Source organism: Ruegeria sp. AA3, from assembly GCF_056542905.1.
Window position 1 is genome coordinate 1 of sequence record NZ_JBQGAQ010000003.1, and the last position, 26,369, is coordinate 26,369.

28 protein-coding genes are annotated in these 26,369 nt (G+C 58.3%); 15 read left to right on the forward strand and 13 right to left on the reverse strand.

Features of this window, described 5'->3' with window-relative positions; translation table 11 throughout:
- The first annotated feature begins 129 nt into the window (after positions 1-129).
- Positions 130-1,056 (forward strand): ornithine carbamoyltransferase, encoded by a 927-nt coding sequence (gene argF / locus ACR0JR_RS06535; RefSeq protein WP_480455499.1) that lies wholly within the window; start codon positions 130-132, stop codon positions 1,054-1,056.
- Between the two features lie 54 nt (positions 1,057-1,110).
- Positions 1,111-1,455 carry a 5-carboxymethyl-2-hydroxymuconate Delta-isomerase gene (locus ACR0JR_RS06540; protein ID WP_480455500.1) on the forward strand — a complete coding sequence of 115 codons (345 nt, stop codon included), beginning with the start codon at positions 1,111-1,113 and terminating at the stop codon, positions 1,453-1,455.
- Positions 1,456-1,482: 27 nt separating this feature from the next.
- On the opposite strand, the gene ACR0JR_RS06545 is transcribed toward ACR0JR_RS06540, so the two are convergent.
- Together ACR0JR_RS06545 and ACR0JR_RS06550 are read right to left on the reverse strand one after the other, a co-directional pair.
- A complete protein-coding gene (locus tag ACR0JR_RS06545) occupies positions 1,483-2,079 on the reverse strand; it encodes a ferric reductase-like transmembrane domain-containing protein (RefSeq protein WP_480455501.1) in 597 nt (198 codons plus the stop codon).
- A gap of 3 nt (positions 2,080-2,082) precedes the next feature.
- A complete protein-coding gene (locus ACR0JR_RS06550; protein ID WP_480455503.1) occupies positions 2,083-2,571 on the reverse strand; it encodes a peptidase associated/transthyretin-like domain-containing protein in 489 nt (162 codons plus the stop codon).
- A gap of 276 nt (positions 2,572-2,847) precedes the next feature.
- Here ACR0JR_RS06550 and ACR0JR_RS06555 point away from each other — a divergent pair, with 276 nt between their 5' ends.
- Positions 2,848-3,813, forward strand: coding sequence for a pirin family protein (locus tag ACR0JR_RS06555; RefSeq protein WP_480455505.1), 966 nt, complete (start codon positions 2,848-2,850; stop codon positions 3,811-3,813).
- Between the two features lie 64 nt (positions 3,814-3,877).
- Entirely contained in the window at positions 3,878-4,885 is a 1,008-nt protein-coding gene (locus ACR0JR_RS06560) for a 2-dehydropantoate 2-reductase (protein WP_480455507.1), read from the forward strand.
- Here the strand turns inward: ACR0JR_RS06560 and ACR0JR_RS06565 are convergent.
- The 3 genes from ACR0JR_RS06565 to hrpB form a co-directional block, all read right to left on the reverse strand.
- Positions 4,854-6,332, reverse strand: a complete 1,479-nt coding sequence (locus ACR0JR_RS06565) for an inorganic phosphate transporter (RefSeq protein ID WP_170541473.1) — start codon at positions 6,330-6,332, stop codon at positions 4,854-4,856. The two genes, ACR0JR_RS06560 and ACR0JR_RS06565, sit on opposite strands and share 32 nt — an antisense overlap.
- An 89-nt stretch (positions 6,333-6,421) precedes the next feature.
- The gene (locus ACR0JR_RS06570; RefSeq protein WP_170541471.1) at positions 6,422-6,880 is read right to left on the reverse strand and encodes an NUDIX hydrolase; all 459 of its coding nucleotides are present in this window, start codon (positions 6,878-6,880) and stop codon (positions 6,422-6,424) included.
- A gap of 204 nt (positions 6,881-7,084) precedes the next feature.
- Positions 7,085-9,523: an ATP-dependent helicase HrpB gene (hrpB, locus tag ACR0JR_RS06575; protein ID WP_480455509.1), complete on the reverse strand. Its 2,439-nt coding sequence runs from the start codon at positions 9,521-9,523 to the stop codon at positions 7,085-7,087.
- 120 nt (positions 9,524-9,643) lie between these two features.
- On the opposite strand from hrpB, the gene meaB reads away from it, so the two are divergent.
- From meaB to ACR0JR_RS06600, 5 genes are all read left to right on the forward strand, one after another.
- Positions 9,644-10,621, forward strand: a complete 978-nt coding sequence (gene meaB, locus ACR0JR_RS06580; protein WP_480455510.1) for a methylmalonyl Co-A mutase-associated GTPase MeaB — start codon at positions 9,644-9,646, stop codon at positions 10,619-10,621.
- A gap of 170 nt (positions 10,622-10,791) precedes the next feature.
- The gene (locus ACR0JR_RS06585; protein WP_480455511.1) at positions 10,792-11,985 is read left to right on the forward strand and encodes a Hint domain-containing protein; all 1,194 of its coding nucleotides are present in this window, start codon (positions 10,792-10,794) and stop codon (positions 11,983-11,985) included.
- 119 nt (positions 11,986-12,104) lie between these two features.
- On the forward strand, positions 12,105-12,392 hold the full coding sequence (gene rpmB, locus ACR0JR_RS06590; protein ID WP_008756960.1) for a 50S ribosomal protein L28: 288 nt from the start codon (positions 12,105-12,107) through the stop codon (positions 12,390-12,392).
- A gap of 407 nt (positions 12,393-12,799) precedes the next feature.
- Complete coding sequence (locus ACR0JR_RS06595; RefSeq protein WP_170779438.1) at positions 12,800-13,150, forward strand: hypothetical protein; 351 nt, start codon at positions 12,800-12,802, stop codon at positions 13,148-13,150.
- 45 nt (positions 13,151-13,195) lie between these two features.
- Complete coding sequence (locus ACR0JR_RS06600; RefSeq protein ID WP_319545108.1) at positions 13,196-13,636, forward strand: copper chaperone PCu(A)C; 441 nt, start codon at positions 13,196-13,198, stop codon at positions 13,634-13,636.
- Positions 13,637-13,740: 104 nt separating this feature from the next.
- Here ACR0JR_RS06600 and ACR0JR_RS06605 read toward each other — a convergent pair whose 3' ends face one another.
- Both ACR0JR_RS06605 and ACR0JR_RS06610 read right to left on the reverse strand, forming a co-directional pair.
- Positions 13,741-14,349: an HdeD family acid-resistance protein gene (locus ACR0JR_RS06605; RefSeq protein WP_050806461.1), complete on the reverse strand. Its 609-nt coding sequence runs from the start codon at positions 14,347-14,349 to the stop codon at positions 13,741-13,743.
- 61 nt (positions 14,350-14,410) lie between these two features.
- Positions 14,411-15,115 (reverse strand): NAD-dependent deacylase, encoded by a 705-nt coding sequence (locus tag ACR0JR_RS06610; RefSeq protein WP_480455807.1) that lies wholly within the window; start codon positions 15,113-15,115, stop codon positions 14,411-14,413.
- A gap of 28 nt (positions 15,116-15,143) precedes the next feature.
- On the opposite strand from ACR0JR_RS06610, the gene ACR0JR_RS06615 reads away from it, so the two are divergent.
- Together ACR0JR_RS06615 and ACR0JR_RS06620 are read left to right on the forward strand one after the other, a co-directional pair.
- The gene (locus ACR0JR_RS06615; protein WP_480455513.1) at positions 15,144-15,593 is read left to right on the forward strand and encodes a low molecular weight protein-tyrosine-phosphatase; all 450 of its coding nucleotides are present in this window, start codon (positions 15,144-15,146) and stop codon (positions 15,591-15,593) included.
- Positions 15,594-15,917: 324 nt separating this feature from the next.
- The gene (locus ACR0JR_RS06620; RefSeq protein ID WP_480455514.1) at positions 15,918-16,184 is read left to right on the forward strand and encodes a hypothetical protein; all 267 of its coding nucleotides are present in this window, start codon (positions 15,918-15,920) and stop codon (positions 16,182-16,184) included.
- A gap of 585 nt (positions 16,185-16,769) precedes the next feature.
- On the opposite strand, the gene ACR0JR_RS06625 is transcribed toward ACR0JR_RS06620, so the two are convergent.
- The 4 genes from ACR0JR_RS06625 to ACR0JR_RS06640 are packed head-to-tail and all read right to left on the reverse strand — an operon-like array spanning position 16,770 to position 19,556.
- Positions 16,770-17,150 carry a carboxymuconolactone decarboxylase family protein gene (locus tag ACR0JR_RS06625; protein ID WP_260023011.1) on the reverse strand — a complete coding sequence of 127 codons (381 nt, stop codon included), beginning with the start codon at positions 17,148-17,150 and terminating at the stop codon, positions 16,770-16,772.
- Positions 17,137-17,541, reverse strand: a complete 405-nt coding sequence (locus tag ACR0JR_RS06630; protein WP_480455515.1) for a hypothetical protein — start codon at positions 17,539-17,541, stop codon at positions 17,137-17,139. Before ACR0JR_RS06630 ends, ACR0JR_RS06625 begins: the two co-directional genes overlap by 14 nt.
- Positions 17,542-17,574: 33 nt before the next feature.
- Positions 17,575-18,672 (reverse strand): aromatic ring-hydroxylating oxygenase subunit alpha, encoded by a 1,098-nt coding sequence (locus tag ACR0JR_RS06635; protein ID WP_480455516.1) that lies wholly within the window; start codon positions 18,670-18,672, stop codon positions 17,575-17,577.
- Entirely contained in the window at positions 18,669-19,556 is an 888-nt protein-coding gene (locus ACR0JR_RS06640; protein WP_480455517.1) for a MurR/RpiR family transcriptional regulator, read from the reverse strand. The genes ACR0JR_RS06635 and ACR0JR_RS06640 overlap by 4 nt, the downstream gene beginning before the upstream one ends.
- A gap of 66 nt (positions 19,557-19,622) precedes the next feature.
- On the opposite strand from ACR0JR_RS06640, the gene ACR0JR_RS06645 reads away from it, so the two are divergent.
- Genes ACR0JR_RS06645 through ACR0JR_RS06660 form a run of 4 tightly spaced genes read left to right on the forward strand, consistent with a single transcriptional unit; the run spans position 19,623 to position 25,044 of the window.
- Positions 19,623-22,067 carry an FAD-dependent oxidoreductase gene (locus ACR0JR_RS06645; RefSeq protein WP_480455518.1) on the forward strand — a complete coding sequence of 815 codons (2,445 nt, stop codon included), beginning with the start codon at positions 19,623-19,625 and terminating at the stop codon, positions 22,065-22,067.
- On the forward strand, positions 22,064-22,666 hold the full coding sequence (locus ACR0JR_RS06650; protein WP_480455519.1) for a dimethylsulfonioproprionate lyase family protein: 603 nt from the start codon (positions 22,064-22,066) through the stop codon (positions 22,664-22,666). The genes ACR0JR_RS06645 and ACR0JR_RS06650 overlap by 4 nt, the downstream gene beginning before the upstream one ends.
- Positions 22,663-23,766, forward strand: a complete 1,104-nt coding sequence (locus ACR0JR_RS06655) for a mandelate racemase/muconate lactonizing enzyme family protein (RefSeq protein WP_480455521.1) — start codon at positions 22,663-22,665, stop codon at positions 23,764-23,766. The genes ACR0JR_RS06650 and ACR0JR_RS06655 overlap by 4 nt, the downstream gene beginning before the upstream one ends.
- A gap of 3 nt (positions 23,767-23,769) precedes the next feature.
- On the forward strand, positions 23,770-25,044 hold the full coding sequence (locus tag ACR0JR_RS06660; protein ID WP_480455522.1) for an aspartate aminotransferase family protein: 1,275 nt from the start codon (positions 23,770-23,772) through the stop codon (positions 25,042-25,044).
- A 1-nt stretch (position 25,045) separates the two neighbouring features.
- On the opposite strand, the gene ACR0JR_RS06665 is transcribed toward ACR0JR_RS06660, so the two are convergent.
- Together ACR0JR_RS06665 and ACR0JR_RS06670 are read right to left on the reverse strand one after the other, a co-directional pair.
- The gene (locus tag ACR0JR_RS06665; RefSeq protein WP_480455523.1) at positions 25,046-25,987 is read right to left on the reverse strand and encodes a LysR family transcriptional regulator; all 942 of its coding nucleotides are present in this window, start codon (positions 25,985-25,987) and stop codon (positions 25,046-25,048) included.
- A gap of 66 nt (positions 25,988-26,053) precedes the next feature.
- A complete protein-coding gene (locus tag ACR0JR_RS06670; RefSeq protein WP_480455524.1) occupies positions 26,054-26,362 on the reverse strand; it encodes a hypothetical protein in 309 nt (102 codons plus the stop codon).
- Positions 26,363-26,369: the final 7 nt, after the last annotated feature.

The following is a 26,369-nucleotide window of genomic DNA, read 5'->3' on the forward strand; positions in this document are numbered from 1 at the left end:
TTGCTGCCTCCGCTAACCGTGACTGAGGATGATATCGCCCAGGCCATGATCCGCCTCGACAAGGCTGCGGCGCAAGTTGAAAACGCAATGGCTTCGGCCTGAATGTGCCTGATTGAAAAGCGAAATAAAATGAACCACTTCCTTGATATCCACAAAACCGACGCCACCGCTTTGCGGGGCATGATCGATCAGGCTGGTGCCATGAAACAGGCGCGTCTGGGCCGCCCCAAAGCCGCGCCAGATGATGAGCAGCCGTTGAAGGATCGCATGGTCGCGCTGATCTTCGAAAAGCCCTCAACCCGCACCCGCGTGTCCTTTGACGTGGGCGTGCGCCAGATGGGCGGGCAGACCATGGTGCTGTCGGGCAAGGACATGCAGCTGGGCCACGGCGAAACCATCGCCGACACGGCCCGCGTGTTGTCGCGCTATGTCGACATGATCATGATCCGGACCTTCGATGAAACCATCCTGACTGAGATGGCGGAATATTCGGACGTGCCTGTCATCAACGGCCTGACTGACCGCACCCATCCCTGCCAGATCATGGCCGACGTGCTGACCTTCGAGGAACATCGCGGTCCGATCAAAGGCAAAAAAGTCGTCTGGACCGGCGATGGCAACAATGTCTGCGCCTCGTTCCTGCATGCTGCCGGTCAATTCGGGTTCGATTTCACCTTCACCGGCCCGGCCCAGCTTGACCCGGAAGAAGAGTTCATGGGGCTTGCTCGCCAGCAGGGCTCGAAGGTCGTGATCGAACGTGACCCGCACAAAGCGGTTGAGGGCGCTGATCTGGTGGTCGCCGACACCTGGGTTTCGATGCATGACAGCCAATCCGCCAAGGAACGCCGCCACAACATGCTGCGCCCCTATCAGGTCAACGCCGAGCTGATGTCGCATGCCAAACCCGACGCGTTGTTCATGCACTGTCTGCCTGCCCACCGCGAGGAAGAGGCCACGTCCGAGGTCATGGACGGCCCGAACTCGGTGATCTTCGATGAGGCCGAGAACCGTCTGCACGCACAAAAGGCGGTCATGCGCTGGTGCCTGGGCGTCTGAGACACACTGAAAACAGAGAGAGCCACATGGCTCTCTCAAATCTCGGAGCTTCCCATGCCGCACGTCTCCCTTGAATTCTCGGCTGGTCTTGAACAGTCTCATGATTTTCAAGCCATCTGCGAACAGCTTTATACAGTTCTCGCCGGGCATGAAGAGTTTGACCCGCCAACGCTCAAAATCCGCGCCACCCCGGTTCCGTTTTCTCGTATCGGAACCGAACCGCAGACTTTCGTCCATGCCACGCTTTTGCTGATGCGAGGCCGGGATGAGGCGACACGCGCCGGGCTGAACGCGATTATTCTGGACGTTCTAGCCAAGACCATGCCCGAGGTCGGCAGCATCACTGTGCAAGATGTTGAAATGACCCGCGCAACCTATGCCAAACGTCTATCAGGTTAGCGCAGTTCGTGTGCGTGCCTTGGGCGTCTAACGCCGATGCACCTCCCAAACCCGCAATCGGGCGAGCGTCCGGACGCTCGCCATCAAGACCAGCCCGCATAGGGCGGTTTTGGTCATGACTTCCATCGTGCCCTCGATCAGCATCGCATGCACCACGCTGCCAAGTATGGTCACGCTGGCCAGCCCCGCATGGCCCAAGCGCCAGACCCGAAACCGCAAGTTTAGGCGCTGCCGTAAAACCCCCATTGCCGCTGCCGCAAAACCCGCCCACATGGCGAGGACACCCCATGTCGAAAAAGGTGTTGCAGACACAAAAAGCAATGCGTCCACGACGTCAGGCGGGCTTGTGATCCACAAGCCAATCACATGGATCACGATGCTTGCGACAAGGGCCAAGCCACACCGCCTGTGCCAATGGCGGCTGTCGACCGGAGAAAGCCCGGGCAACCAGCGCCCGGCCAACAAGGGTTGCAGCAGAAGAAGGCACATCCCGATAATGCCCGCAAAACCGGCGAGGATGTAAATCGGCTCACGCCACGCCAGATACGGGCTGAAAGCCGCCGCTACGACCGGTACCAGAAGAGTGGCGACCAATGCCGCCCAAATCGCAGCTTGCCTTAACACCCGTCAGACAGGTTGCAAGACAAAATGAGCGGCAAGGGTCTTGTCCTTCGCGCTCGACATCACCGGGCGCAGGAATACCGTCTCAAATTCACCGCTGTCATAGGCCAAATGCCCGTGTGGTTGACCAAAGGCGGGCACAATCTGAGGCATTTCCAACCGGAACTCTCCGTTCGCATCGGTGAGTGTCGCCCCATGGCTGCGCTGATCGCGTTCATGCCCTTCGGTTGTATGGGCCCAGATCTGGATGCGTTGACCGGGCAGGGGGGCTCCGTCACCCGCACGCCGCACGGTGCCGGTCATCCAAAACCCGCCACCGCCGATGCGCTCCACGATCGGCGCGCTGGGTCGATAATTGTTCGACCCGCCCCGCATCGACGGTGTCGGCGCAAGACCAGAGGCGTGCGCAGGTGTGATGACGCCGGTCAAACCGGCTACAATTGTGCCAACCCCTGTCGCAATAAACTTGCGGCGATTGATTTCGAGTCGGGTCATTGCATCCACTCCTGTCGGCTGAACCTCATCTTGGACCGGCTTCCCTGATCCGGCGACACCCGATTTCTAAGGATAGCACGATTGTTCATGATTCCGAGAGTCGGCGAAGGTGAGTATCAGGTGCCCCGTTCCACGCCTTGGTGAGTATCCGCAAGTCGTTCCAAGGACTTCACGATCATTGTGCGAAAATGCACTTTTCTTGCGATATTTTCCCAATACATTCAGCATTGGCAAACATGAACGCGTCTTATGGAACTGAAAAAATGGAGATCTGGAATGAGTTGGAACCCCACCCATAATCCCGAATGCGCCTCCGAAAAAGATGCTCTCGAAACCTTGATCATCCCACGTGCGCGAGATCTGGGCGGGTTCGAGGTGCGTCGCGCACTGCCCTCGGTCAAGCGTCAGCTCGTTGGCCCATTCATCTTCTTTGATCAGATGGGCCCTGCCGAATTCATTACCGACAGTGGCATTGATGTGCGGCCGCATCCTCATATCGGGCTGGGCACCGTAACCTATCTGTATCAGGGAGAGTTCGAACATCGTGACAGCCTCGGTACCCACCAGATGATTCACCCCGGTGAGGTCAACTGGATGGTCGCGGGCCGTGGTGTAACTCATTCCGAACGCACGAGCGCAGAAACGCGCGGCAATCGTCACAACCTGTTCGGCATCCAGACCTGGCTCGCGCTGCCAGAAGCCCATGAGGACATGGCCCCTGACTTCGAGCATCACAAGCAGGGCGCGCTGCCCCATATCGAAGACAGGGGTGTCAGCGCTCGCCTGATCCTTGGCGCCGCCTATGGTGAAACCAGCCCGGTGACCATGTTGTCCGAGACCTTCTATGTCGACGTGCAACTGGACCCCGGCGCATCTTTCCCATTGCCCGACGATCACGAGGATCGGGGTGTTTATGTCACGCAAGGCTCGGTCGAGGTAGCCGGTGATACCTTTGACGAAGGGCGTATGATGGTGTTTCGGCCCGGTGACAAGCTCTCGGTCAGGGCGGGGCCTTTGGGTGCGCGATTGATGCTGCTGGGCGGCGCAACCCTGAGCGAGGATCGCTACATCTGGTGGAATTTCGTCTCGTCCTCAAAGGAAAAGATCGAAACCGCAACGCGCGAATGGAACACCGCCGACTGGGCCAACGGTGCGTTCCATCTTCCGCCCGGAGACGATCAGGAGTTCATTACCATCCCAGACGAGCTTGAACGTACCCGGCCACGGTTGGCGCGTGTATGACTTGACGTCACTCTGGCGCCAATGAACCATCCCGGTGATCATTGGGCCACAGCGGAGGAGTTCAATGAGAATCGTCATCGCGGGCGCAGGCAGCATAGGCTGTTATTGCGGTGCATTGTTGGCAGATGCGGGCCACGCAGTCACGCTGCTGGGCCGCGCCCGCGTGCTGCAGCCGATCCGCGATCAGGGACTGACCGTCACCGATTTCGCAGATCTGGACAGCCATGTGCCCACCGCGAAATTGATGCTCAGCGAAGATCCCGCCTGTCTAGTGGGCGCTGAATTGGTCATCGTCACGGTTAAATCCGGCGCAACAGCCGAGATGGCAGCGTTGATTGCGGCGCACGCGCCGGCGAATGCCCCGGTTCTGTCCTGGCAAAACGGGCTGGAAAACGCCCGCGGACTACGTGCGGTTCTTGACGGCCGCGACGTGCGGGCCGGAATGGTGCCCTTTAATGTGGTGCCAACCAATACCGCGTCCTATCATCGCGCCACTTCCGGCGATATTGTCATCGAACAAGGTCCGGGTGATCTCGCCCGACATCTCAGCGCCCCGGATTTGCCCGTCACCGAAAGCGACCGGATCGAGGCGGTGCAATGGGGCAAACTGGTGATCAATCTCAACAATGCACTGAACGCGTTATCAGGTCTGACCCTGCAAAATCAACTGCTTGATCGAAGCTGGCGTTGCTTGATGGCCGATCAAATGGCCGAGGCTTTGCGCGTTTTGAAAGCCGCGGGAAACGAAGTTGCCTCAACGACGCCACTGCCAGCATGGACGACCCCGCATCTACTGCGGTTGCCAACACCAATCTTTTCGCGGATTGCAGCAAAAATGCTTACCATCGACCCTAACGCGCGTACCTCGATGGCCTACGATCTGATGGAGGATCGCCCGACCGAAATTGACAATCTGCAAGGCGAAATCATCAAGCTCGGGCAAATTCACGCGATCCCAACTCCGATCAACAGCCACATCTGCGACCTTATTCATCAAGCACCGCGCGGGCCACTTACGGTCGATCAGGTAATATCCCCGATCAACCAAATGCGGTCAGTAGCCAGAAGATAACTGCAGATAGGGCTGCGGCTGCAGGAACCGTAATTACCCACGCAGCTACGATCGTCATAAAATGGGATCGCCGTACCAACTTACGCCGTCGACGCTCTTCCCGCGCAAGACGCAGCTCAGCGGGTCGTTGAAGGTTCGAATATTTCCAGCGCCGTTCTGCATGCCATTCTCGATAGAACCCCACGCCAAACACGGCCCCAACTGCGATATGGGTTGAGCTGACGGGTAAGCCCAGCCAACTGGCTACGATAACTGTAATCGCTGCAGAAAGCGCAACACAGAACGCGCGCATCGGGTTCAGTTTGGTGATCTGGCTGCCTACCATGCGGATCAGCTTGGGCCCAAACAGGAACAAACCGAAAGAGATGCCAAAGGCTCCGATTACCATGACCCATGTCGGGATCGACACTTTCGATGCAAAATCTCCGAATTCGGCAGCATGCACGATCGCGGCCAGCGGGCCCACCGCATTAGCCACATCGTTTGCGCCATGGGCGAAGCTCAAAAACCCTGCGGAGATCACCAATGGCAAACCAAACAGCGTTTTCAACGACCGGGTTCTGTTCTCAAGGCCTTCGGATTTCCGTCGCACCCAAGGCACGGTCGCGGCCCAGATCAATCCGCCCGAGGCCAGCCCGATCAGCAGGGCGAACTCAATATCGATTTTGACGATGCGTTTCAGGCCCTTGACCGAAAGGTAGGTGGCAAAAGCCCCGGCCATCACGGCGACCAGAATGGGAACCCAGCGACGTGCAGCTGCGATTTTATCGTCCTGGTATTGAATCTTGTGTTTGATCAGCGCCAGAAATCCCGCAGCGATCACGCCACCCAACACGGGTGAGATAACCCAGCTCGCGGCAATTGCGCTCATCGTGCCCCAGCTTACGGCACCAAGCCCGGCAGCAGCGATGCCGGCGCCCATAACGCCTCCTACGACCGAATGCGTGGTTGAAACAGGCGCGCCCACCCAAGTGGCTAGGTTTACCCACAACGCGGAAGATATCAGTGCAGCCATCATCGCCCAAATGAAGACATCACTGTTTTGCACCGACATTGGATCGATGATCCCTTTGGAGATGGTCGAAACCACGTCTCCACCCGCGAGCAGTGCGCCAGCACTTTCGGCAATTGCGGCGATCAGAATCGCGCCCCCCATTGTCAGTGCATTTGCACCAACCGCCGGTCCCATGTTGTTGGCGACGTCGTTGGCCCCGATGTTGATCGCCATATAGGCCCCGAAGGCTGCAGCGGCGACAACGATTAATCCGCCATCGGCGCGACCAAACATAACTGCGGCGGCCAAACCTGCCAGAGCGATAAATACGAGCGCGATACCGGGCGCCAGCAGCGGGCGCGCCACATGTGCATTGGCATACTCAAGACGAGAAATGCGGTGGAGGTCGCTGTCGAGCGCGTGCCAGCGAGCTTTGGGTGGTAGATCAGACATCGGTTTTCACAGGCCGTTCGATTTGACGCCCGCCGCTACCCTGTTCCGTCGAAAGCGGCAACCTTTGTCATGAGAAATATACGTAATTGTTACATTTGCAGCAGCAGATCGCGCAATTCAGGCTCCTGCACCCGTCCAGCTGCCACTTTGGGCGAAACCCAGCAGCGTTCGCGCTGATTGGCCTCAGGATAGTCGTCGGCCAGATTCGTCACCTGAACACGATATACGCTGGTGACCACATGCTGCGCCGTGCCGTCGTTCAATGTCTTGTCATAAGAGTATTGGCCGATCGGTTCCTTTGGAACATCCGTCGCCTGAACGCCAGCTTCCTCCCATGCTTCCTGCAACGCAGTCTCGGGGCCGTTAAGGCCATCAATGGGCCAGCCTTTGGGAATAATCCAACGTCCGGTTCCGCGGCTGGTGATCAGTAATACATCATCGCCGGTCTCTGTGCCCCGCGTGCATAGCGCCGCAACCTGCACCCGGTTCGGGCGCTGGAATAACGGTCGCGCGACCTCTTCCCAGATGTTGCGTATCCATTTCGTCATGCTCGGCCTTCTTGGACGTTTAAATGGGCGTCCCTCAATGTTGTCAGAAAAGATTACATAATTATGTACCGCAGATTAAACAATACGTCCCTACCTTGTTGAGCAATTTTGGCCGAATTGCAGTTCATTATGTGTGTTTTTTGCCGTTTTATGGGGCGAATTCAGGATAGATTTTTAAATTTCACATGAATTTCGACTTCAACCTCAGTTCTTTCGGCGTTTCGCACGCAGAGTTGGGTCAGCCCGAGTTGGATCTTCAGGCCAGGGATGTTTGGGATATTGCGCCCGCATATCCTTGCGCACGTCCGCATAAGACCCAGCCCAGAACCCTGGTAGATCGCGAGTGATCTGGATCGGTCTCTGCGCCGGTGATAGTAGTGTGATCTTTAAGGGCTCACCGCCGATCACCGGGTGTTGGGTCACACCGAAGACCTCTTGCAATCGCACCGAAATCTCGGGCACCGCACCGCCATAGTCGATTGGCAGCTTGCGTCCCAGCGGAGTTACAAACGACCCTGGCGCGCGGCGGTCCAGCTCTTGCGTCTGTGCCCAATCCAGCCGGGCGCGCAGTGCTGGTAACAGGTCAAAACGCTTCCAGTCTTCGGCGCTGCGTACGCCCGAGAGCGTAGGCAGCAGCCAGTCCTCCAGCGCGTCCATAAGACCCCCTTCCGAACAATCGGGTAGGTCAACACCTTCGGCTCGAACCAATTCGACCCGCGCTGCCAACCTTGCCGAGGCCCCCTGAAGCCGTATTCCCAGATCACGCACCCCGACCAGCATTGCCTGAGCCACAGCGTCCTCGGGTACGTCTTTCCAAATTCGGTCATCCAGGGTGATAGCCCCGAAGCGTTCCTGCCGTCGGGCCACGACACGGCGTTCGCGCTTGGACCATTCGCAACTATCGAGCCATTCAATCTGATCGCCGAATAAATCGCGGATTTCGCCCTCGGAAATCTGCGCGGCCATGCGTACGCGGGCCTCGCGCGGGTTGCCGTCTGTGTCGGTGACCACCAGATAAGGAGCTGTTGCCAAGGTGTCGTCAGCCTCCAACACCGCGCCCTTACCGCCCGAGAGTACATAGCGGGGGGTATCACCCTTGCGGCGCTGCGCGATGCGGTCCGGATAGGCCAGGGCTGCCGTCGCCGCAGGGCTCAGATCGCCAGAGCCCTGCGCTTGCGCACGCAATCGTTTTCCCTCGGTACTGATCCGGTCCAGCGCGCCCTCGTTGACTTGCCAGACGCGATTGTTCCGAAACTTGCGGATATCCCGCAACGCCTCGAGCCGCAACGACAGATCTACAGGCGCGCCACGCAGTGGATCTCGATCTGCCATCAGCGCCGCTAAGGGCGCGGCCTCGCGGCCCGCACGCACCAACATATGCGAGAGACGTGGATGCAGCGGCAACGCAGCCAACGCGCGCCCGTGTTCCGTAATCCGGCCCTTGCTGTCCAAGGCGTCGAGCATGGTTAGCAAGGATCGTGCCTCGGTCAATGCACCCTCAGGTGGCGAAGTCAGGAACGCAAGATCACCCGGCTCCGCGCCCCAGAGCGCGAGTTCCAGCGCCATTCCGGTCAAGTCGGCAGCTTCGATTTCAGCGGGTGGGTATGCGAGCAGCGCGCCTTCTTCGCCCTTGGACCACAGCCGGTAGCACACGCCTTCGGCTACCCGGCCTGCGCGGCCAGCACGTTGAATGGCCTCGGCCCGTGTTACCCGCTCGGTCACCAGCCGCGACATGCCAGAACCCGGATCGAACCGTGCGCGCCGCGCTTGGCCCATATCCACCACCACGCGGATATCGGGTATGGTCAACGAGCTCTCAGCAATCGATGTCGCCAGCACGACCTTGCGGCCTGTCGTCACTGGCGCAATTGCTGCGCGTTGGGCGGCAAATGGCAGGGCACCAAAAAGAGGGTGCACCGTGCAGTCGTTGGGCAGGCGGCGTGTCAAAGCAGTCTCGGCGCGCCTGATTTCCCCTTCGCCGGGCAGGAAAACCAGCATTCCACCTGTAGTTTCCCGCTCAGCCTGAACAACCAGATCAATAAACGCATCCAAGCGCCGAGCCTGCGCACCCAGAGGTCGGTCAAGCCAACGGGTTTCAACCGGATAGCTGCGCCCCTCGGAAGTGATGAGCGGCGCATCCATCAGCCGCCCCACCGGTTCGGCATCCAGTGTCGCAGACATTGCAAGCAGGATAAGATCGTCCCGAAGTGCTCCTGCCACCTCAAGGCATAAGGCCAGCCCCAGATCGGCGTTCAGCGAGCGCTCGTGGAATTCATCGAAAATTACTGCCCCCACGCCTGGTAAATCCGGTTCGGATTGCAGCATGCGGGTCAAAATGCCCTCGGTCACCACTTCGATCTGCGTGGAATTTGAAACCTTCGTATCACCGCGTACGCGGTAGCCGACCGTCTGACCCACAGGTTCACCCAAAGTCTCAGCCATGCGCTCTGCAGCGGCCCGCGCGGCCAGTCGACGCGGCTCAAGCATCACGATCCGATCCCCGCACAGACCCGCCCGCAGCATCTCCAGCGGCACGCGGGTGGTCTTGCCTGCACCCGGAGGTGCCTGCAGCACCGCGCGCCCATGCGCTCGCAGGGCGTTCAGAAGATCGGGAATGGCGTCGTCAATAGGCAACCGGGTCATATCGCCTTATCGCCAAAGCCTCGGCTAAGGTCCAGCATCGCCCAACCCGATCCCGGTTGGGGCTGGACAAACCGGGTCATCCCCTCTCATCTAGGGCAAATTCCAGCCGGGGACGTACCGATGAACATTGCCGAGCTTGGCGACAGGATCCTGAACGGAGAGCGCAGGGCATTGGCCCGAGCGATCACGCTGGTCGAAAGCGGGCGTGAAGATCATCGCGCGCAGGCAACCGCGTTGCTGGATCATTTGACCGGCGCCGGGCGTCAGGCGTTGCGGATCGGGTTGTCGGGCACGCCGGGTGTCGGCAAATCGACCTTTATCGAAAGCTTCGGCATGATGCTGACGGGGCAGGGGCTGCGCGTGGCGGTGCTGGCGGTTGATCCCAGTTCGGCGCGCTCGGGCGGGTCGATCCTGGGCGACAAGACCCGGATGGAGCGCTTGAGCCGCGAGAAAAACGCCTTTATCCGCCCGTCCCCCAGCCAGAGCCATCTTGGCGGCGTTGCCCGCCGCACGCGCGAGGCGATTGCGCTGTGTGAGGCGGCGGGTTTTGACGTCGTGCTGATTGAAACCGTGGGTGTGGGCCAATCGGAAACCGTGGTGGCCGAGATGTCTGACCTGTTCCTGCTGCTGCTGGCCCCGGCGGGCGGGGATGAGTTGCAGGGCGTCAAGCGCGGCATCATGGAGATGGCCGATATGATCCTGATCAACAAGGCCGATGGCGACCTGAAAGCGACCGCCACCCGCACCTGCGCCGATTACGCGGGCGCGTTGCGTCTGCTGCGCAAACGCCCGCAGGACCCCGAAGGGTTCCCCAAGGCCATGACCGTTTCTGCGGTTGAAGAACACGGGCTGGAACAGGCCTGGGACGAGATGCAGACCCTGACCACTTGGCGGCGCGACGCCGGGCATTGGGCGTCGAACCGTGCCACACAAGCACAATACTGGTTCAAACAAGAGGTGCGCCACGCGCTGCTGGCGCGTCTCGACACGCCACAGATGCGCGACCGGATGAGTGATCTGGGCACGCAGGTCAGCGCGGGCCGCCTCAGCCCGTCGGCGGCGGCCGAACAAATCCTCGCCGGGCTGTCCGACACGTAACACTCTGGCGGATTGATGTGCGCGCGGCTGGTGCGCTGACCGCTAGTAGTGTATTATCGTTGCATATATTGCTGTGTTTGAGTGTGAGTTGCTGCGTTTGAATCGGGTTGAGAAAGGGCTTGATCAGCTCGGATCGTGCCCGGATGCTCCGAGGAACGGGACACGTCAGAATGCCCAATATCAATGGCACCAACGGCGATGACGATATCGATGTCACAAATGACAACGGTACGTTGAATGGCACGCCGCAGGGGACACCGATTGATAATATCCGGGGCCGTGGCGGCAATGACGATATCACCATCACCGATAGTACCATTGCCGACAATGTCCTGGGCAACGCAGGTATCGACACGATCACTGTCACCAACAGCACGGTTGGCGGGCGCATCGCCAGCGGGTCCGATGCGGACACGGTTGATGTCAGCGGGTCAACCGTGGGCAATATCCGGCTCGGCGGCGGCAATGACACGCTGAATTTCATCAGCACCACGGTGACAGGCGACATTCGCGGCGGCAGCGGAACCGACACGCTGAACCTGCCTGAGGGCACTGTTATCACGGACGATACATTCGGGGTGATTACGGTCGTAGACGGGGTTGGATATTCAATCTCAAGCGGCACATTCACTCTGCCATCCGGAATAACTGTCACCTATTCGGCGTTCGAGAACGGGTCAGGCATGCCCTGTTTCACGCGCGATACATTGATCACGACGCAGCACGGCCAAACACCGATCCAGTCGCTGCGCACCGGTGACCTGATCCCCACGCTGGGGCAGGGCCTGCACCCGATCCGCTGGATCGGATGGCGCGAATTTGACCACCCCCAGCTTGAGGCCAATCCCAGACTCTGGCCTGTGCGCATCCTTGCAGGCGCGTTGGGTGAGGGGTTGCCGTATCGTGATCTGCTGGTCTCGCGCCAGCACCGGATGCTGGTGCACTCAAAGATCGCCCAACGCATGTTTGGCACGACCGAGGTTCTGATTCCGGCCATCAAGCTCACTGCGATGCCGGATATCTACGTTGATGAAAGTGTGGAAAACGTTGAGTATTTTCACCTGCTGTTTGATCGCCATCAAGTGATTTTTGCTGAAAACACCCCGACCGAAAGCCTTTATACCGGCCGCGAAGCGTTAAAATCTCTTAGTGTTGCGGCGAGACGTGAAGTATTCGAAATCTTCCCGGAGTTGGCCGAACTAGATTATCGCACCGATCCGGCCCGCCTGATCCCGCGTGGGCGTTTGCAGACACAGTTGATCTCGCGCCATCTGAAGAACAACAAACCTCTATTGCAGCGGTCGGAAGCTGGCGCCACAATGGAAAACGACTTCGGGATAAAGATTTCGTCGCACCCGTCTTGACCCTTCGCGTGATTCCCACTACACGCATCCAACCAGTTTTCGGGCGCGACTTCGGGTTGCGCCCCTTGTGATTTGGCCGCGGGTCTTGTACCCGGCCTCCAGAAACAAAGGAAGAAACCATGTCGCGCCGTTGCGAACTGACCGGAAAAGGCCCGATGACTGGCAACAATGTCAGCCACGCCAAAAACAGAACTCGTCGTCGTTTTCTGCCCAACCTGAACGACGTTACCCTGCAGTCGGAAACCCTGGGCCGCGGCGTAAAGCTGCGCATCTCGGCGGCAGCCCTGCGCTCGGTAGACCACCGCGGTGGTCTGGATGCATTTCTGGCGAAAGCCAAGGATGACGAACTGTCGGCGAACGCCTTGAAAGTGAAGAAGGAAATCGCCAAAGCGCAAGCTTCGGCGTAAGTCTTACCGACACACAAATATTCAGCCCTGCATCCTTGGATGCGGGGCTTTTTTGTCGGTGATGATTGCAGTGGACCTGTCTTTTGTTTTCAAAAAGCCAACAAAGTGAGCCTCTCCGTGACTTTGTTCACAGAAGCCTTGATGAGATCAATATATGTTTATGCATATTGTTGATTCTGGGGGGTCATCATGCAGTTTCGAGTAACAAATTTATTGTCTTTTTTGCCAGCTTCACTTGCGGCGGCAGTGGTTCGATGCACGCGGATGCAACGTCGGGTGAATCGTCTACATACGAGTATGAACGCCGACCCGGCAAAACCACCCAAATCCTGAACCGGGCCATTCTGTCTCAGCCTGGCCTTCTCGCTTGAAGCGTATAGAAACTCAGGCGTATATCTCGGGCTAGGATGAAAGACATTTTCCGCCAGATACTGCCTTATGCGCTGTCCCTGCTCGTAATTGTCACGGGGCAGGGCCTTGCTGCATCGCGCGGCATTGATCGCGCGGTGGGGCAGATGGTTCTGTGCACCGGGACCGGGCCTGTGGTTGTGTATATGGATGACGAAGGTCAACCGACACGTGCGCCGCATTACTGTCCGGACTATGCGCTTAGCCTGCTGGGTGCTGTACACGACGCGCGCGCTGCCCTGCCTTTGGCTCCGTCCAGGGCGTTGCCCGCTCCACCACTACGCTCGGCGGATTTGATTTCGGCCCCCTTGCCACGGCATCCTGCCCGCGCTCCTCCGATCTCTGTCTGAATTAGACATCTAACAAAATCAGACATTTACGTAAGGAGAGTCGCAATGACCCTCAAATCCACTTTGCTCGCAACTTTGGCTGCGCTTTCATTCACCTCAGGCGCCATGGCTGCCGATGCTATCGTTGTTGACGATGCCTACGCGCGGTCCTCAGGTAAATCTGCCAAGGCCGGTGCCGCCTTCATGGTAATCGAAAACCACAGCGATACCGATGACCGCCTGATCGGCGTCAAATCGGATGTGGCAGGACGTGTTGAGCTTCACACCCACAAAGTTGATGAAAACGGCGTTGCCCAGATGATCCATGTCGAAGAAGGATTTGCCATACCGGCAGGTGAAACCCACCTGCTGAAACGTGGCGGTGACCATGTCATGTTCATGGGACTCAATGCGCCATTTGAACAGGGATCTTCTGTGGCGGTGACGCTGATTTTTGAACAGGCCGGAGAGGTTGTTGTAGAAATCCCGGTAGATTTGGAGCGGTAGTATCAGGGCGGGCACGGCTCACGCGACCACTCGCATTCGAACTAATCCGCCGTTTCATCAGCCATCATCAAGGCATCAGGCCGGACAATGCCCGGCCTGTATTGCTAGCGGTTGACAGTTTTCATTCCCAACCGATCACCCGCATTTTTGAACCGTGCGGCCAGAAAGAACATCACGATGGCTGAGGTCAACGCAAAGAAAGCAATTGCCCAACCCAAAGCCACCATTCCGCTGCCGGGCCAGAATATAAGCACCAGCCCGATGATGAGGGCAAAGATACCTGAATTTCGCACCGTTGCACGCTCGGGATCCTGTGGGTGCATCTGAGGCAGGGCCATGAAGGAGCCTATGGCCACGAATAACGCCATCGCCCCCATCAGCGTAAAGGCCAGCCACGCCACTCCCTGCGGCCAGATCAATAGTATCAATCCGATCAGAGCAGCACCGATGCCAAAGCCTCCAACCAACCCACGTCGCCCAAACCCAAGCCAAGTGAGCGCACCATCCAGAATAAGCAGCGCCCCCACAAGCCGCAGCAATACTGAGATACTGCTGGTGGGCCAGAACAGCGCCGCAATCCCGATCAGACCGGCCAGAATTCCGCGCAGCAAGAAGGTCCACCACAGGTTGGCAAGATTCTCGCTTAGGGTGTCGCGCGCGTTGATGCTGCTATCGTCAAGGATTTCTCCGTCTTTGGGTGGTAGATCTGTCATGAACTCACTCAGCACTATTGTTTTCAGCACCATAGACGCGAAAGCGCTACTCTGTCTGCCCCTATCGCGTGCGGCCCCGTACCAACATTTCATTGACCCAACACGGGATCACCTCGGTAGCAGGCCCCAGGTGTGTCTCATCAAAGACGGACGCCCCAGAGGAAGGTTCAAGGTTCAACTCTATCGTTCGCGCACCTCCGGCCCGTGCCTCTTGCGCAAAACCCGCCGCCGGATAAACCTGACCCGAAGTGCCGATTGAGGCGAACAGTGCTGCTTCAGCCAGGTGATCGTAAATTTCATCCATAAAATAAGGCATCTCACCAAACCACACCACATCGGGTCGGGCCGTCGATTGAAAGCAGGCTGGGCAAGGCTCGTGTACCTCCATCTCGGGTGGCGAGGTCCAGCGGTGCCCGCAAACTCCACATAGGGCACCGGCCAGCGTGCCATGCATATGGAGCACCCGTGCAGCCCCGCCTGCTTCATGCAGGCTGTCGACATTCTGCGTGACGATGACCACTTCGCCGGGCCATCGCTTCTGTAACTGGGCAAGCGCCCAATGTGCGGCATTGGGCTGTGCCTTGGCGGCCTGCACCCGGCGGGCATTGTAAAACCCGTGCACCAGTGCCGGATTGCGGGCGAAGCCTTCGGGCGTTGCGACATCCTCGATCCGGTGCTGCGCCCACAGACCGCCCTCGTCGCGGAACGTGCCCAGCCCGCTTTCGGCGGAAATTCCGGCTCCAGTCAGAATGACGATCTTTTCCATGGCCGCCTCACGCGCTACACCCATTCCCATGACACACCGTATCCTTTTCGTCTGCCTGGGCAATATCTGCCGCTCTCCGGCAGCCGAGGGCGTTTTTCGCGCCCGGGCGCCCCATCACCAAACCGACAGCGCCGGAACCTCGGGTTGGCATATTGGTGATCCGCCCTATGGCCCAATGCAAAAAGCCGCCCACGCCCGCGATATTAACCTCAGCGACCTGCGCGCGCGCCAGTTCGTGGCCGAGGATTTCCACCGCTTCGATCTGATCATCGGTATGGATGCGGATAATATCGCCAATATCGAGGACCTGCGCCCCGATGGCAGCGATACTCCTGTCCGCCTGCTAACCGATTTCGCGCCACATTCCGGCGCCGATCACGTGCCCGATCCGTATTATACCCGCGATTTCGATGGAGCGCTGGACCTGATCGAGATCGCTGTTGATGGCTTGCAGGCGTACTTGAGCGCTGAGCTATAGAAGCTGGAGTACGCCCTGAATTCAGGGCACTGAACGCCCCGATGCCTGCTCAGACCTCATTTAGATCGATTCTGTACTGCGCACCAATGTCCGAACTGAGGTGAAATTAAAACTAATAGAGGGGCATGTACTCCTCCAATTGAATCTTGGTTCTATTCATTCGGATGAAAGCGCACGTCCATTGGACCTTCCCATTGAATCAACAGAATTGTTGGTTCGCCGGTGGGAAACAAGTCATTGTGATGCTCTCCGCCTGGTTGATACCAGTAGTCTCCGGGCGTTTGCAGCGGCACCTCGGCTTCACTTTCGTCTCTAACGAAGTGCTTGGATCCTACCCGCGATGCTTTTGATGAAAACGAAGCCATTATCGTCTGCGGTTTGGATATCGAAGCAGAACTGATCAGCCGCCATCTCGTACTGAGCAAGCTTGGGCGAAAAAAGCTGGGTCAGATTACAATCGCGCGCCGCTCGATGATCTTAGTATTTTTAAGCGTCACATGGCTGAACGGAAAAGAAGTGGACGAGGAGAGGGAAGCCGAGATAACCGACATGGTTTCTGCGTTCCTGCTGGGGTTGCAGTCGCAATACTGACGGAAGCGCCGGATAATGCGCGAGTGGGATGTGCCCGGTCAGGAGTACTCTTAGGGCGTCATATCGCAATTCCGTTGTCGGTGCGCACAAGTGGCAGTTGATACGTGGTATGGAAAGAACCGAAGCAGTACTTTGCAGCCGACGCTCGATCAGCCGCAGCGTATTGACCCTTTGTCCCGCGTCTTCCCCATTGGATGCAGACCAAGTGTACAGTAGTGGCGTCCAACCTCCTGCATTGGCGCATCAGGCGGCGAAAGTGCCAGAGAAGGCCATAGTGCCGAATGTAACAGTCGCGCTGGAGGGCAGCAATTATCCCTATTGCGGACCCAGTGTGGATCGAAGGCGGCCGAAGTTGATCATCCCTTGCGCGAATTTACTGCTTCGCGGCGCCTTCTAGAACTGTCACTAAACCAAGTCCAATGTTCTATCGACTCGCACGCCCAGAGGAGGATCGTTTCTTAAACAGTGAACTTCTTTGCTTGCGGCACAACACATCCGGGCACTACTTCGGAAACTGTCTGTGCGATTTAGTCTGCGGCGTTGTGGCGCGAGACCGCCAAGTGTAAGGTTCAGCGCTTGCGCTTTCTAACTCTCCTCCAGCACCGTCTTGGCCACACGGAAGCACTCCAACGCCTGCGGCACGCCGCAATAAATTCCAATCACGTGAACAATTGCGCGGATTTCTTCTTTTGTGACGCCATTATTGATGGCCCCGCGGCAGTGGGTCTCCCATTCAGTCATTTTGCCTAGTGCGCCAATCATCGAGAGGTTCATCATCGACCGGGTCTTGGCGTCGATCACGTCATCCCCCCAGCCAAAGCCCCAACACCACGCGGTCATGGCCTCCTGAAACGGGCGAGTGAAATCATCTGCTGTAGCCAAGTTCTTTTCGACATATTCAGCCCCTAGCGTAGTTTTGCGCTGTTCGAGCCCTTTCAGAAACAGATCTTCGTCAAATACGCTCATGGTCTAGTCCTTCAGTTTGATGGCGACGTTTTTGGTTTGTACATAGTTCCACAAGTCTTCGCGCATCTGGGGGGCGGCGTCGTGGCGCAGTCGAGGTTGCAGGTGAAAACACCGCCGACCAACTATAAGATGTGCCATTGGCAATAATTTGGGTCAGCGTATAGTGGCCCATGGCCTGCACCATGCGACCATGATCGACTGGGCGCAGATCGGACAAGGCACCTGATAGGTGCGCGCGTTTTGCAGCCATACCGGCGCCGACAACCTCACCCGCATCCGTAAGCGCACACTCGGCCAACTTTTCGTCGGTGCCAGGGTTCAACGCATGGAACTGGCTGGCTCTGCCGTTGACTAACGCGCCATCAACGTAGCTTAGCCGATAGGCCTTCATTACAGATCGATCAATATGTTGGTGCATTGTGCATTAATGTTCTTGACCATCTACGGCCTCGCGCATCCAGCGCTGCAATGCAGCAATGGAATGCTCTGAACTGACCCCGCAGTTGGGGTCCAGCACAAGGGGGCCGGGGCGATAACCACGAGATTTCAACCCACGCTGCACGCTTTCCACGAGGTGGATGTCCTCTTTTACTGTTGTCTCGCGATCTTGAGCGGAAAGACCCCGGATTACCTCACTTTCAGCACCTTCCGGCGTAAACCAACCGCGCCAGACGGTGCAGTTTTCATGGCCGTGGGCACGCCAGTGATAGGTGTTCAGAACATTGCCCGGATAGCATTGGAATGAGAACATGGGCCATAGGAACCAGCTCTGATAATCCCCTGCATGGGGCACCGACATGTCCACGGGATAGGTCATCTTTTCCATTGGCTGACATTCGGTCGTATGGCGCAGAACATATCCGCCGTCCGCATCCGGTTGGATGTCATAGGTTTCCGGCTTAATGACACCCTCGGCGAAGGTCGCATGGTTAATGGGACAGTGGTAGCACTCTGAGTAATTCTCGACCGAGACCTTCCAGTTGCAGTTCTCAGGCACCTCGACCCATTCCAGAGGGGCAAGCCTGACGACATTGGGAACGAATTCGGCGATCTCTTCACGGACACCGGGGAACCAATCGTCCATCGGCGCGGCATCGTCATCGAGGTTGACGAAAAGAAAGCCATGGAAATCTTCGGTCCGGACTTCGGTCAGGCAGATCTCAGAGCGGTCAAAGCCCGGAACGGATTTGATGTTCGGACCCGCGCGCAAATGTCCAGTCAGTTCGTAGGTCCAGGCGTGATAGGGGCAGACCACCACACGAGTGTTACCAGTCCCGGTGACCATTTCGTGGGCGCGGTGTTGGCAGACGTTATAGAAGGTGCGGATCACTTCGTCCCGGCCACGGATCGAGAACAGGCTTTGGTCCGCAATTTCAAAAGTGAAATAGTCACCGACATTGGGAAGCTGGCTGACATGGCCCGCGAATTGCCATGTCCGGGCAAGCAGGCCGGACATTTCTTGCGCATAAATATCGGGATCGGTGTAATAACGCGCGGCCAAAGACCTGATGGGTTCGGTCATGTCTTCTCCTCGTGATACAGTCCCAGCTGGTGGCGACGGTTGTGGAATTTCTCGACCCGTTCGACGATCTCGTCGCTGGCAACGGCGATGACGAATGACAAAAGAGTCTCAAGCAGCGCGATGATGCTGACCGAGGACGGGAAGAATTGCGGTGTATCGACCGATACCACGAAGTCATGATCGGCCAGACGCAGGATCGGGCTGGCGGGACTGTCGGACAGAGCGACGATGACCATGCCCTGTTCGCGCGCTATCTCGACGGCTTTGACCACCTCGGACCGGTAGGGTTTGCAGGTGATCGCGATCAGCACGTCACTTTCATCTGCCCACGTCAGATCATCGACAGGGGTCGAGCCCGGACGCGGGATGGCGTGAAACTCCTTCATACCGGTCGAGGCCAGATAGGTGAAATTGCGCGCGATCGAGTTGTTGACGCCCACGCCAAGGGTAAACACATTGCGCGAGGCCCAGATCGCCTCGGCCGCCGTCTTCAGGTCGTCGGTCAAGATACCCGCAAAGGTCTCTTCGACGTTGCGCAGCACGTCCTGCACTATGTCGGCATATAGCCCGCCCAGATCGTCCGATTTGCGAATGTCCTGAAGCCAGCGCGCGCGGTCCGGGAAGTCGGCGGCGCCGCGTCGGATGGCATCGCGGAAGGGCGCGCGGAAATCTTCGTAGCCTTCGAACCCGACCTGACGGGCCATGCGCACGACGGTGTTGGGTTTGACATTCGCAGCCTCTGCGATTTCGCGCACCGTCGACACCCCCACATCACGGGGGTTTTCCAAGACATAGGTTGCCGCCTTGCGTGCCTCGGGCGTCAGCTCGGAAAGCTCATCGGCCAGACGCTCGAGAATCGTATTTGATACATTTGTCCCATTCATGATTGACGATGGTATTTTTGTTTGCTTAGCCTGTCGAGAGGAAAACGACTCGAAAAGGATGTTGTCGTGGCAAGTGAGTTTCCATCCCACGCACGCGTGGTCATCGTCGGCGGCGGCATCATGGGCGTCGGGCTGGCCTATCATCTTGGGCATGAAGGCTGGGGTGAGGAAACGGTGTTACTTGAAAAGGCCGAGCTGACCTCGGGCAGCACATGGCACGCCGCCGGACAGATCACACATTCGACCTCGTCCTTTGGGTTGGGGAAGTGCGTGGACTATAATATCGGCCTCTATTCCGGTGGATTGGAAGCGGAAACAGGCCAGCCGGTGACATGGCACGGCTGCGGGTCGTTTCGCCTAGCCTATACGGAAGACGAAATGGACTGGTTGCGCCATACGCTATCGGTGGGTCGCTCGCTGGGTTTCAACATCGAACTGGTTGGGCCGGAAAAGGTGGCCGAGTTGCACCCGTTCTATAACCTCAGTGGTGTTCTGGGCGCACTTCACACGCCGGATGACGGTCACGTGGACCCGACGAATGTCACGATGGCGATGGCCGCTGGGGCCCGTCAAAAGGGCGTGCGGATCATCCGCCAATGCCGTGCTTCCAACATCAAGCAAGCTGACAATGGCGAATGGGTGGTTGAGACTGGGAAGGGCACAATCACCTGCGAGCATGTCGTCAATGCCGGCGGCACATATGCGCGGCAGATGGGCGAATGGTCGGGGCTGCAATTGCCCATGACCTCGATGACGCACCATTACTTCGTGACCGACGAGGTGCCCGAATTCCAGGGTCTCGACGTAGAACTGCCCGTCATTCGTGACGACAAGAAAGTTTCGGGCTATATCCGGATGGAGCAAAAGAAGGGCCTGATCGGGATTTACGAGAAAGAAAACCCGAACTCGGTCTGGCACGATGAATGCCCATGGCATTACGAGAATTGGCTGTTTGACGCGGATTATGACCGTGTCATGCCGTATTTGGAAGAAAGCCTGGACAGGATGCCGATTTTTGCCGATCTGGGTATTCAACGCGTCGTGCACGGCGCGATCAGCCATCCCCCAGACGGCAACCCGCTGATCGGCCCGGCACCCGGTGTGCGCAATTACTGGTGCTGCTGCGGCACTCAGATCGGCATTGGATGGGGGCCCGGCCTGACCCGCGAGCTGGCGCGCTGGATGGTGCATGGGGCGGCTGACATCTCGATGCGCGAATTCGACCCGCGCCGGTTTGGCAGTTATGCCACGAAGAACTGGCAGGTAGTGAAGGCCGAAGAGGATTACTGTCTGCGCCACGAAATCCCCTTCCCACATTTCAACCGTCTGGTCGGACGCCCGATCAAGCCGTCCCCCTTGCATGATCTGCTGAAAAGCAAAGGTGCCGTGCATGAAGAGGTCTATGGCTTTGAACGCCCACGCTTTTTCGCCAAGGGGATCGAACAGTGCGACCACTATTCCTTCAACCGTTCCCCCGTCGACGATATGGTAGCGGCCGAGGTGAAAGCGGTGCGCACCGGCGTCGGCATCATGGATGTGACCGCCTTCGCAAAGGTGCTGGTCGAAGGGCCGGATGCATACGCATTGCTGGACCGGCTGACCGCCAACCGAATGCCGCAGAAGATCGGCTCGATCACCCTGACCCACATGCTGAACCGCGCTGGCCGGATCGAACTGGAAACGACGATTGTGCGGATGGCTGAAGACCGCTTCTATCTGGTCTGCGCCGCTTTCTTCGAACAACGCCTGCTGGACCACTTGAACCATCAACGCGCGGAGGAAGATGTGACGATAACGGCCCTGTCGTCCGAGTGGAGTGCCCTGTCCCTGAACGGTCCCAAGTCGCGGGACGTGTTGGCCGCCTGCACTGACGCCGACTTGTCCAACGCCGGGTTCCGCTGGCTGTCTGCGCGGGAAATCACGGTTGCAGGTCACAATGTCTGGACATTCCGTATGTCCTACGCGGGCGAGCTCGGCTGGGAATTCCACATGCCCAATGACGCCAGCCTTGATGTCTACACTACGCTGTGGGCTGCGGGTGAGATACACGGCATTGCCGATTACGGCAGCTTCGCGATGAATGCGATGCGTATGGAGAAGGGCTTCAAGGGGGCTGGCGAATTAACCAACGAGGTCACACTGGCCGAGGCTAATGTTTTGCGTTTTGCTCGGACGGACAAGGAGTATCTGGGCCGCGACAAAACTCTAAATACTGACCTGCCGTGGGTCTGCGCCTATCTGGAAATCGAGCCCGACGGAAAAGCGGACGGCCACGGCGGTGAGGCGGTGGTTTTGAACGGGCAGGTGGTCGGATCCACAGCGTCCGTGGCCTTTGGCCCAACAGTCGGGAAGATTTTGGCCTTTGCCTATGTCAAACCTCACGCCGCCACTCCCGGCACGGCGCTTGAAGTGGTGATCCACGGCATCCGCCGTGCAGCCCGTGTGCTGGGCGATCCCGCCTACGACCCCAAATCCAAAAAGCCCAGAACCGACGCAAGGGAGATAGCGTGACACAAGCACAGGTCTGGACGCACGCAGCAGCCGAGCTTGCCCGCTGCTTTCGTACCTACCCCTCTCTTGCGGAGTTCAGTTCATTTCCGACTGATCTTGTGCCACAAAAGGTCACGACGCGGGCCTTGCCCCCGCTTGATTTGCTGGCAACTGACCAAGCCTTGCGGTCTGGGACAGTCTCGACTTTGCGTGACGCTGTGCTTGCGCTTGCCTGCGACGCGCACTGGCTCGAGCATTATCGAGATAGCGGGATAGGCGATGATTTCATGGATCGGTTTGGCTGCTTCTGTCTGGTCGGCGATCAGGGCGGCTTTGCATCAGACCAACTCCGTGTCTGGCTGGTTTATATGCCGCCACATCTGCACTATCCGTGGCATCATCACCCAGCGGAAGAGCTTTATTTAGTGCTTGCCGGGCAGGCAGAGTTCCTACGTGCCGGACAAGCTAAGCGCTGGCTGAGCTCTGGCGACACTGCGTTCCACGCCTCTAACCAGCCTCACGCGATGACGACGGGCGCAGACTCGGTTCTATGTCTGGTATTCTGGCGCAATCAGTTCGAGTCCGGGCCGCAACTGACTGATGGAAATGACATATCATGAAAATCTCTCGCATTTCGTTATGGTCTGTCGATCTGACCAGCCATGAGACCTACTACATGGCCGAGGGCAAGACCTGCGACACGGTCAAAAGCCATGTCCTGTGTCTGGAGGCCGATAACGGAAAGAAAGGCTGGGGCGAGGTCTGCCCGATCCCGCATTACCTGCCCGCCTTCGCCATTGGTGTCCCCGGTGCGATCGAGGAAATGGCACCCGAAATCCTCGGAGTCGAACCGTTCGGCATTGATGCCCCAATGCGCAAACTGGATGCGTTCCTGCAAGGACATTTCTATGCGAAATCTATCGTCGACATGGCGTTGTGGGATCTGTTCGGCGGAGCGAGCGGGCAGCCCCTTTACGCGCTGCTTGGTGGCCGCACCCAAGCTGACATGCCGCTCTATCACTCGATCACCTGCATCGCGCCCGACGACATGGCGCGGATTGCCCGCGAAGCTTATGCGACGGGTATCCGACAGTTTCAGGTCAAGCTTGGGGCCGACGCCGACTGGCAAGCAGATGCCGAACGGTTGGCCAAGGTACGCGAGGCCGTGGGCGACGGCCCACTGGTCTATGGTGACTGGAACTGCGGGGCGACAAAACTTCAGGCCACGCGGACGGGACGCGCGGTGGCACATCTGGATGTTATGCTGGAGCAGCCCTGCAAAACGCTGGAAGATTGTGCAGCTGTCAGACAGGCAACTGGTCTGCCTATGAAAATCGACGAAAATGCCTATGATCAGGCGTCGCTCATGCACGCGCATGAACTGGGCGTGCTGGACGCAGTGGCCTTGAAACTGTCGAAATTCGGCGGGCTGTCCGCAATGCGCCGCGCGCGTGATCTGACTGTGCATCTGGGGGCCGAGATCTGTGCGGAATGCACTTGGGGATCAGACATCGTCACCGCCGCATCGCTGCATTTCGCCGCCTCGACACCGCGAGATGCCCTACTGAACACCTGCGATCTGTCGTCCTATGTAGGGCCACGCATTGCGCCGAATTGTCCGTCCCGCAAGGAAGGGCGTATTGCACCACCAGAAGGCCCCGGGCTTGGGGTGAGGCCCGATCCGGACATCCTTGGTACCCCAATTCTTGAACTGGACTAACCTATGCAGAAACTGACCTCTCAAGCCGATTGGATCGCCCGTGCCCGCACCGTGTTGCCTGCCGGAGGATTCGGCAATTTCGATCCCGGCATAGTCATCGCGCGCGGTGAAGGCAGCCGTGTCTGGGACGAGGATGGGAACGAATATGTCGACTATCTGATCGGCTCTGGCCCGATGCTTCTGGGGCATGGCCATCCTGAAGTCATAGAGGCCGTTCTTGAGCAGCTCCCCAAGGGCATGACCTTCTTTGCTAACAATGCCAAGGGCATCGAACTGGCCGAGGCGATTGTTGAGGCGGTGCCGTGCTGCGAACAGGTCCGATTTGTGGCCTCGGGTGGCGAGGCCGACATGTACGCCATCCGCCTTGCCCGCGCCTATACCGGCCGCGACAAGGTCCTGAAGTTTGAAGGCGGATACCACGGGATGAGCGCCGAAGCACAGATGAGCCTTGCGCCCGAAGTCCGCATCAACTTCCCCCAAGCTATTCCCGACAGCGCGGGCATCCCGCAAGGGGTAGCTGATCAGATGTTGATCGCCCCGTTTAACGATCTGACCGCGGTCGAGGCGCTGCTGGCCGAAAACAAGGACGTTGCCGCGATTATCGTAGAGCCACTGCAGCGGATAATTCCCGCCTTGCCTGGCTATTTGCAAGGGCTGCGCGACCTGTGCGACAAATACAGTGTCCTCTTGATCTTTGACGAAATCGTTACGGGCTTCCGGCTGGCCTATGGCGGCGCACAGGAACGCTATGGAGTGACTCCAGACATCTGCACCTTGGGCAAGATCATCGGTGGCGGTTTTCCTCTGGCCGCCATTGGGGCCAATACCGAGATCATGCAGCATTTCGACAAGTCTATTGTCGGCGCGAACAAATGGCTAATGCAGCTTGGCACACTATCAGGCAATCCGATCGCTGCCGCATCCGGCCTTAAGACGATGGACATCCTACGCCGCGAGGGCAGCTATGACCGCCTGCGCGCCATCGGAAAAGAGCTGCAAGACATGCAAAGTGAGGAGTTGAGCAAGGCTGATATTCCGCATCTAATCTGTGGTGATGAGACCTTGTTTGACATCTTTTTTACAACCAGTGTTTGCAGAGACTATCGGACCGCCAAGCATGACGACCCAAAGCGTAACGAAGCCTATAATGCGACGCTTCGACGCCACGGCATCTTCAAGTCGCCCGGCAAACTCTATCCTTCACTGGCGATTTCCGAGATGGACCTTGAGCTGACAAAAAATGCAGTTCAGGCAGCGGTGCGATCCATTCATGCTTGATTTAACTTATCACCTTCAGCTGCCCGTCCAGCCACGGCAACTGCGCCAAAGCAGGGTCAACAATCTGGCTCTGCATTAGTCGCTTAATCATATCCGCCACTTCCTGCGGCACCTGATCCGACCAGTCGGAGCGAGTAATCAGTGAGATTCTGCGCGCGAACTCGCCAAACGGGGCAGGGTGCGCCTCCAGCCCGTCATGGAACCGCGCGGCGCGCATATAGCCCAGCGGTGTGGTGATTGCCCAGCCCAAGCCCCGCGCTACCATCGCCATTAATGCCAGATGCGAGCCGATTTCGAACCGTTCTTCAAACTCCATATGCTGCCGGGCTAGATGACCTTCGATCTGGCGGCTGATCAACTGTTCGCGGGCGTAGCGCAGGAAGGGCAGGTCCTGCATCGGCTGCTCGGCGCCCTTGGGCGCGACCAAAATGAAGGGGTCTTGGACCAGAGGGTATTCGATGACACCTTCCAATACTTCACCAGAATGGGCCGAGACAGCCATGTGTAACCGCTGTGCCTCCAGTGCTTCGAACAGATCGAGGCTCGACAGCGTGATCAGCTTGAATTTCGACCGAGTCAGACTATCGGCTAGCAGGGTGGCCAGCCTGGGCGTCAGATCATTGTCGAAATCGTCGATCAATCCGATGGACAGAGTGGTCAGATGCCCCAGATCCATGACCGCCAGTTCGCTCTGCGCCACTTGCAGCTCACCCAGCACCGCTTGAGTGCGCGCCAGGAAACTGCGCCCGGCCTGCGTCAGCCGCATCGGTCGCCGCCCGTGATCGACCAGATCGGTGCCCAAGGCCTTTTCCAGATTGCGCAATTGCTGAGACACCGACGGCTGGCTGAGCCCCGTGATCTCGGCCGCCTGCGCCACCGATCCGGTCCGTGCCAGCGCCTCGAACACCTCAAGGCCCCGCAGGGTCAGCCCTTTCATCACCATCGCACATACCTTTCGCTGCGCCTTTTTTGAGGCGCAGCGTGCATCAGGTCAAGGATTGCCTCTGGCTCAGCTGCAGATCGCCTGCGCCATCTGGCCAAAGTTCTGATACCGATCCCACAGCGCATCATCGCGCGCGGTCTGCGACATCTTCAACTCCTGCGCCTGATGGGGGTCTTCGAACCACTTTGCCACGGTCTTCTGATCGCCCCGCGTCAACGCCTGATCGGCCACGCGCTGGATACAAGTACACCGCGCCCGCGTCGCCGCCTCACGGTCCGACGCCATACACGCCCGCTTGATCTGCGCCGCGTCCACCGTGTGGGCCACCGCCGTCAGCGATGCCGCACAAAACGCGATTAGGAGGAACTGTTTCATACTCGAG

Excerpts from the sequence above, each read along its gene's own strand:
- hrpB (WP_480455509.1), bottom strand. The coding sequence starts at position 9,523 with ATGACCCGGTTGCCTATTGACGACGCCATTCCCGATCTTCTGAACGCC.
- ACR0JR_RS06560 (WP_480455507.1), top strand. The coding sequence starts at position 3,878 with ATGAGAATCGTCATCGCGGGCGCAGGCAGCATAGGCTGTTATTGCGGT.
- ACR0JR_RS06635 (WP_480455516.1), bottom strand. The coding sequence starts at position 18,672 with ATGACCGAACCCATCAGGTCTTTGGCCGCGCGTTATTACACCGATCCC.
- ACR0JR_RS06640 (WP_480455517.1), bottom strand. The coding sequence starts at position 19,556 with ATGAATGGGACAAATGTATCAAATACGATTCTCGAGCGTCTGGCCGAT.
- ACR0JR_RS06555 (WP_480455505.1), top strand. The coding sequence starts at position 2,848 with ATGAGTTGGAACCCCACCCATAATCCCGAATGCGCCTCCGAAAAAGAT.
- ACR0JR_RS06615 (WP_480455513.1), top strand. The coding sequence starts at position 15,144 with ATGACACACCGTATCCTTTTCGTCTGCCTGGGCAATATCTGCCGCTCT.
- argF (WP_480455499.1), top strand. The coding sequence starts at position 130 with ATGAACCACTTCCTTGATATCCACAAAACCGACGCCACCGCTTTGCGG.
- ACR0JR_RS06600 (WP_319545108.1), top strand. The coding sequence starts at position 13,196 with ATGACCCTCAAATCCACTTTGCTCGCAACTTTGGCTGCGCTTTCATTC.
- ACR0JR_RS06610 (WP_480455807.1), bottom strand. The coding sequence starts at position 15,115 with ATGGAAAAGATCGTCATTCTGACTGGAGCCGGAATTTCCGCCGAAAGC.
- ACR0JR_RS06585 (WP_480455511.1), top strand. The coding sequence starts at position 10,792 with ATGCCCAATATCAATGGCACCAACGGCGATGACGATATCGATGTCACA.
- meaB (WP_480455510.1), top strand. The coding sequence starts at position 9,644 with ATGAACATTGCCGAGCTTGGCGACAGGATCCTGAACGGAGAGCGCAGG.
- ACR0JR_RS06550 (WP_480455503.1), bottom strand. The coding sequence starts at position 2,571 with ATGACCCGACTCGAAATCAATCGCCGCAAGTTTATTGCGACAGGGGTT.
- rpmB (WP_008756960.1), top strand. The coding sequence starts at position 12,105 with ATGTCGCGCCGTTGCGAACTGACCGGAAAAGGCCCGATGACTGGCAAC.
- ACR0JR_RS06570 (WP_170541471.1), bottom strand. The coding sequence starts at position 6,880 with ATGACGAAATGGATACGCAACATCTGGGAAGAGGTCGCGCGACCGTTA.
- ACR0JR_RS06665 (WP_480455523.1), bottom strand. The coding sequence starts at position 25,987 with ATGGTGATGAAAGGGCTGACCCTGCGGGGCCTTGAGGTGTTCGAGGCG.
- ACR0JR_RS06565 (WP_170541473.1), bottom strand. The coding sequence starts at position 6,332 with ATGTCTGATCTACCACCCAAAGCTCGCTGGCACGCGCTCGACAGCGAC.
- ACR0JR_RS06670 (WP_480455524.1), bottom strand. The coding sequence starts at position 26,362 with ATGAAACAGTTCCTCCTAATCGCGTTTTGTGCGGCATCGCTGACGGCG.
- ACR0JR_RS06595 (WP_170779438.1), top strand. The coding sequence starts at position 12,800 with ATGAAAGACATTTTCCGCCAGATACTGCCTTATGCGCTGTCCCTGCTC.
- ACR0JR_RS06605 (WP_050806461.1), bottom strand. The coding sequence starts at position 14,349 with ATGACAGATCTACCACCCAAAGACGGAGAAATCCTTGACGATAGCAGC.
- ACR0JR_RS06540 (WP_480455500.1), top strand. The coding sequence starts at position 1,111 with ATGCCGCACGTCTCCCTTGAATTCTCGGCTGGTCTTGAACAGTCTCAT.
- ACR0JR_RS06660 (WP_480455522.1), top strand. The coding sequence starts at position 23,770 with ATGCAGAAACTGACCTCTCAAGCCGATTGGATCGCCCGTGCCCGCACC.
- ACR0JR_RS06655 (WP_480455521.1), top strand. The coding sequence starts at position 22,663 with ATGAAAATCTCTCGCATTTCGTTATGGTCTGTCGATCTGACCAGCCAT.
- ACR0JR_RS06630 (WP_480455515.1), bottom strand. The coding sequence starts at position 17,541 with ATGAAGGCCTATCGGCTAAGCTACGTTGATGGCGCGTTAGTCAACGGC.
- ACR0JR_RS06625 (WP_260023011.1), bottom strand. The coding sequence starts at position 17,150 with ATGAGCGTATTTGACGAAGATCTGTTTCTGAAAGGGCTCGAACAGCGC.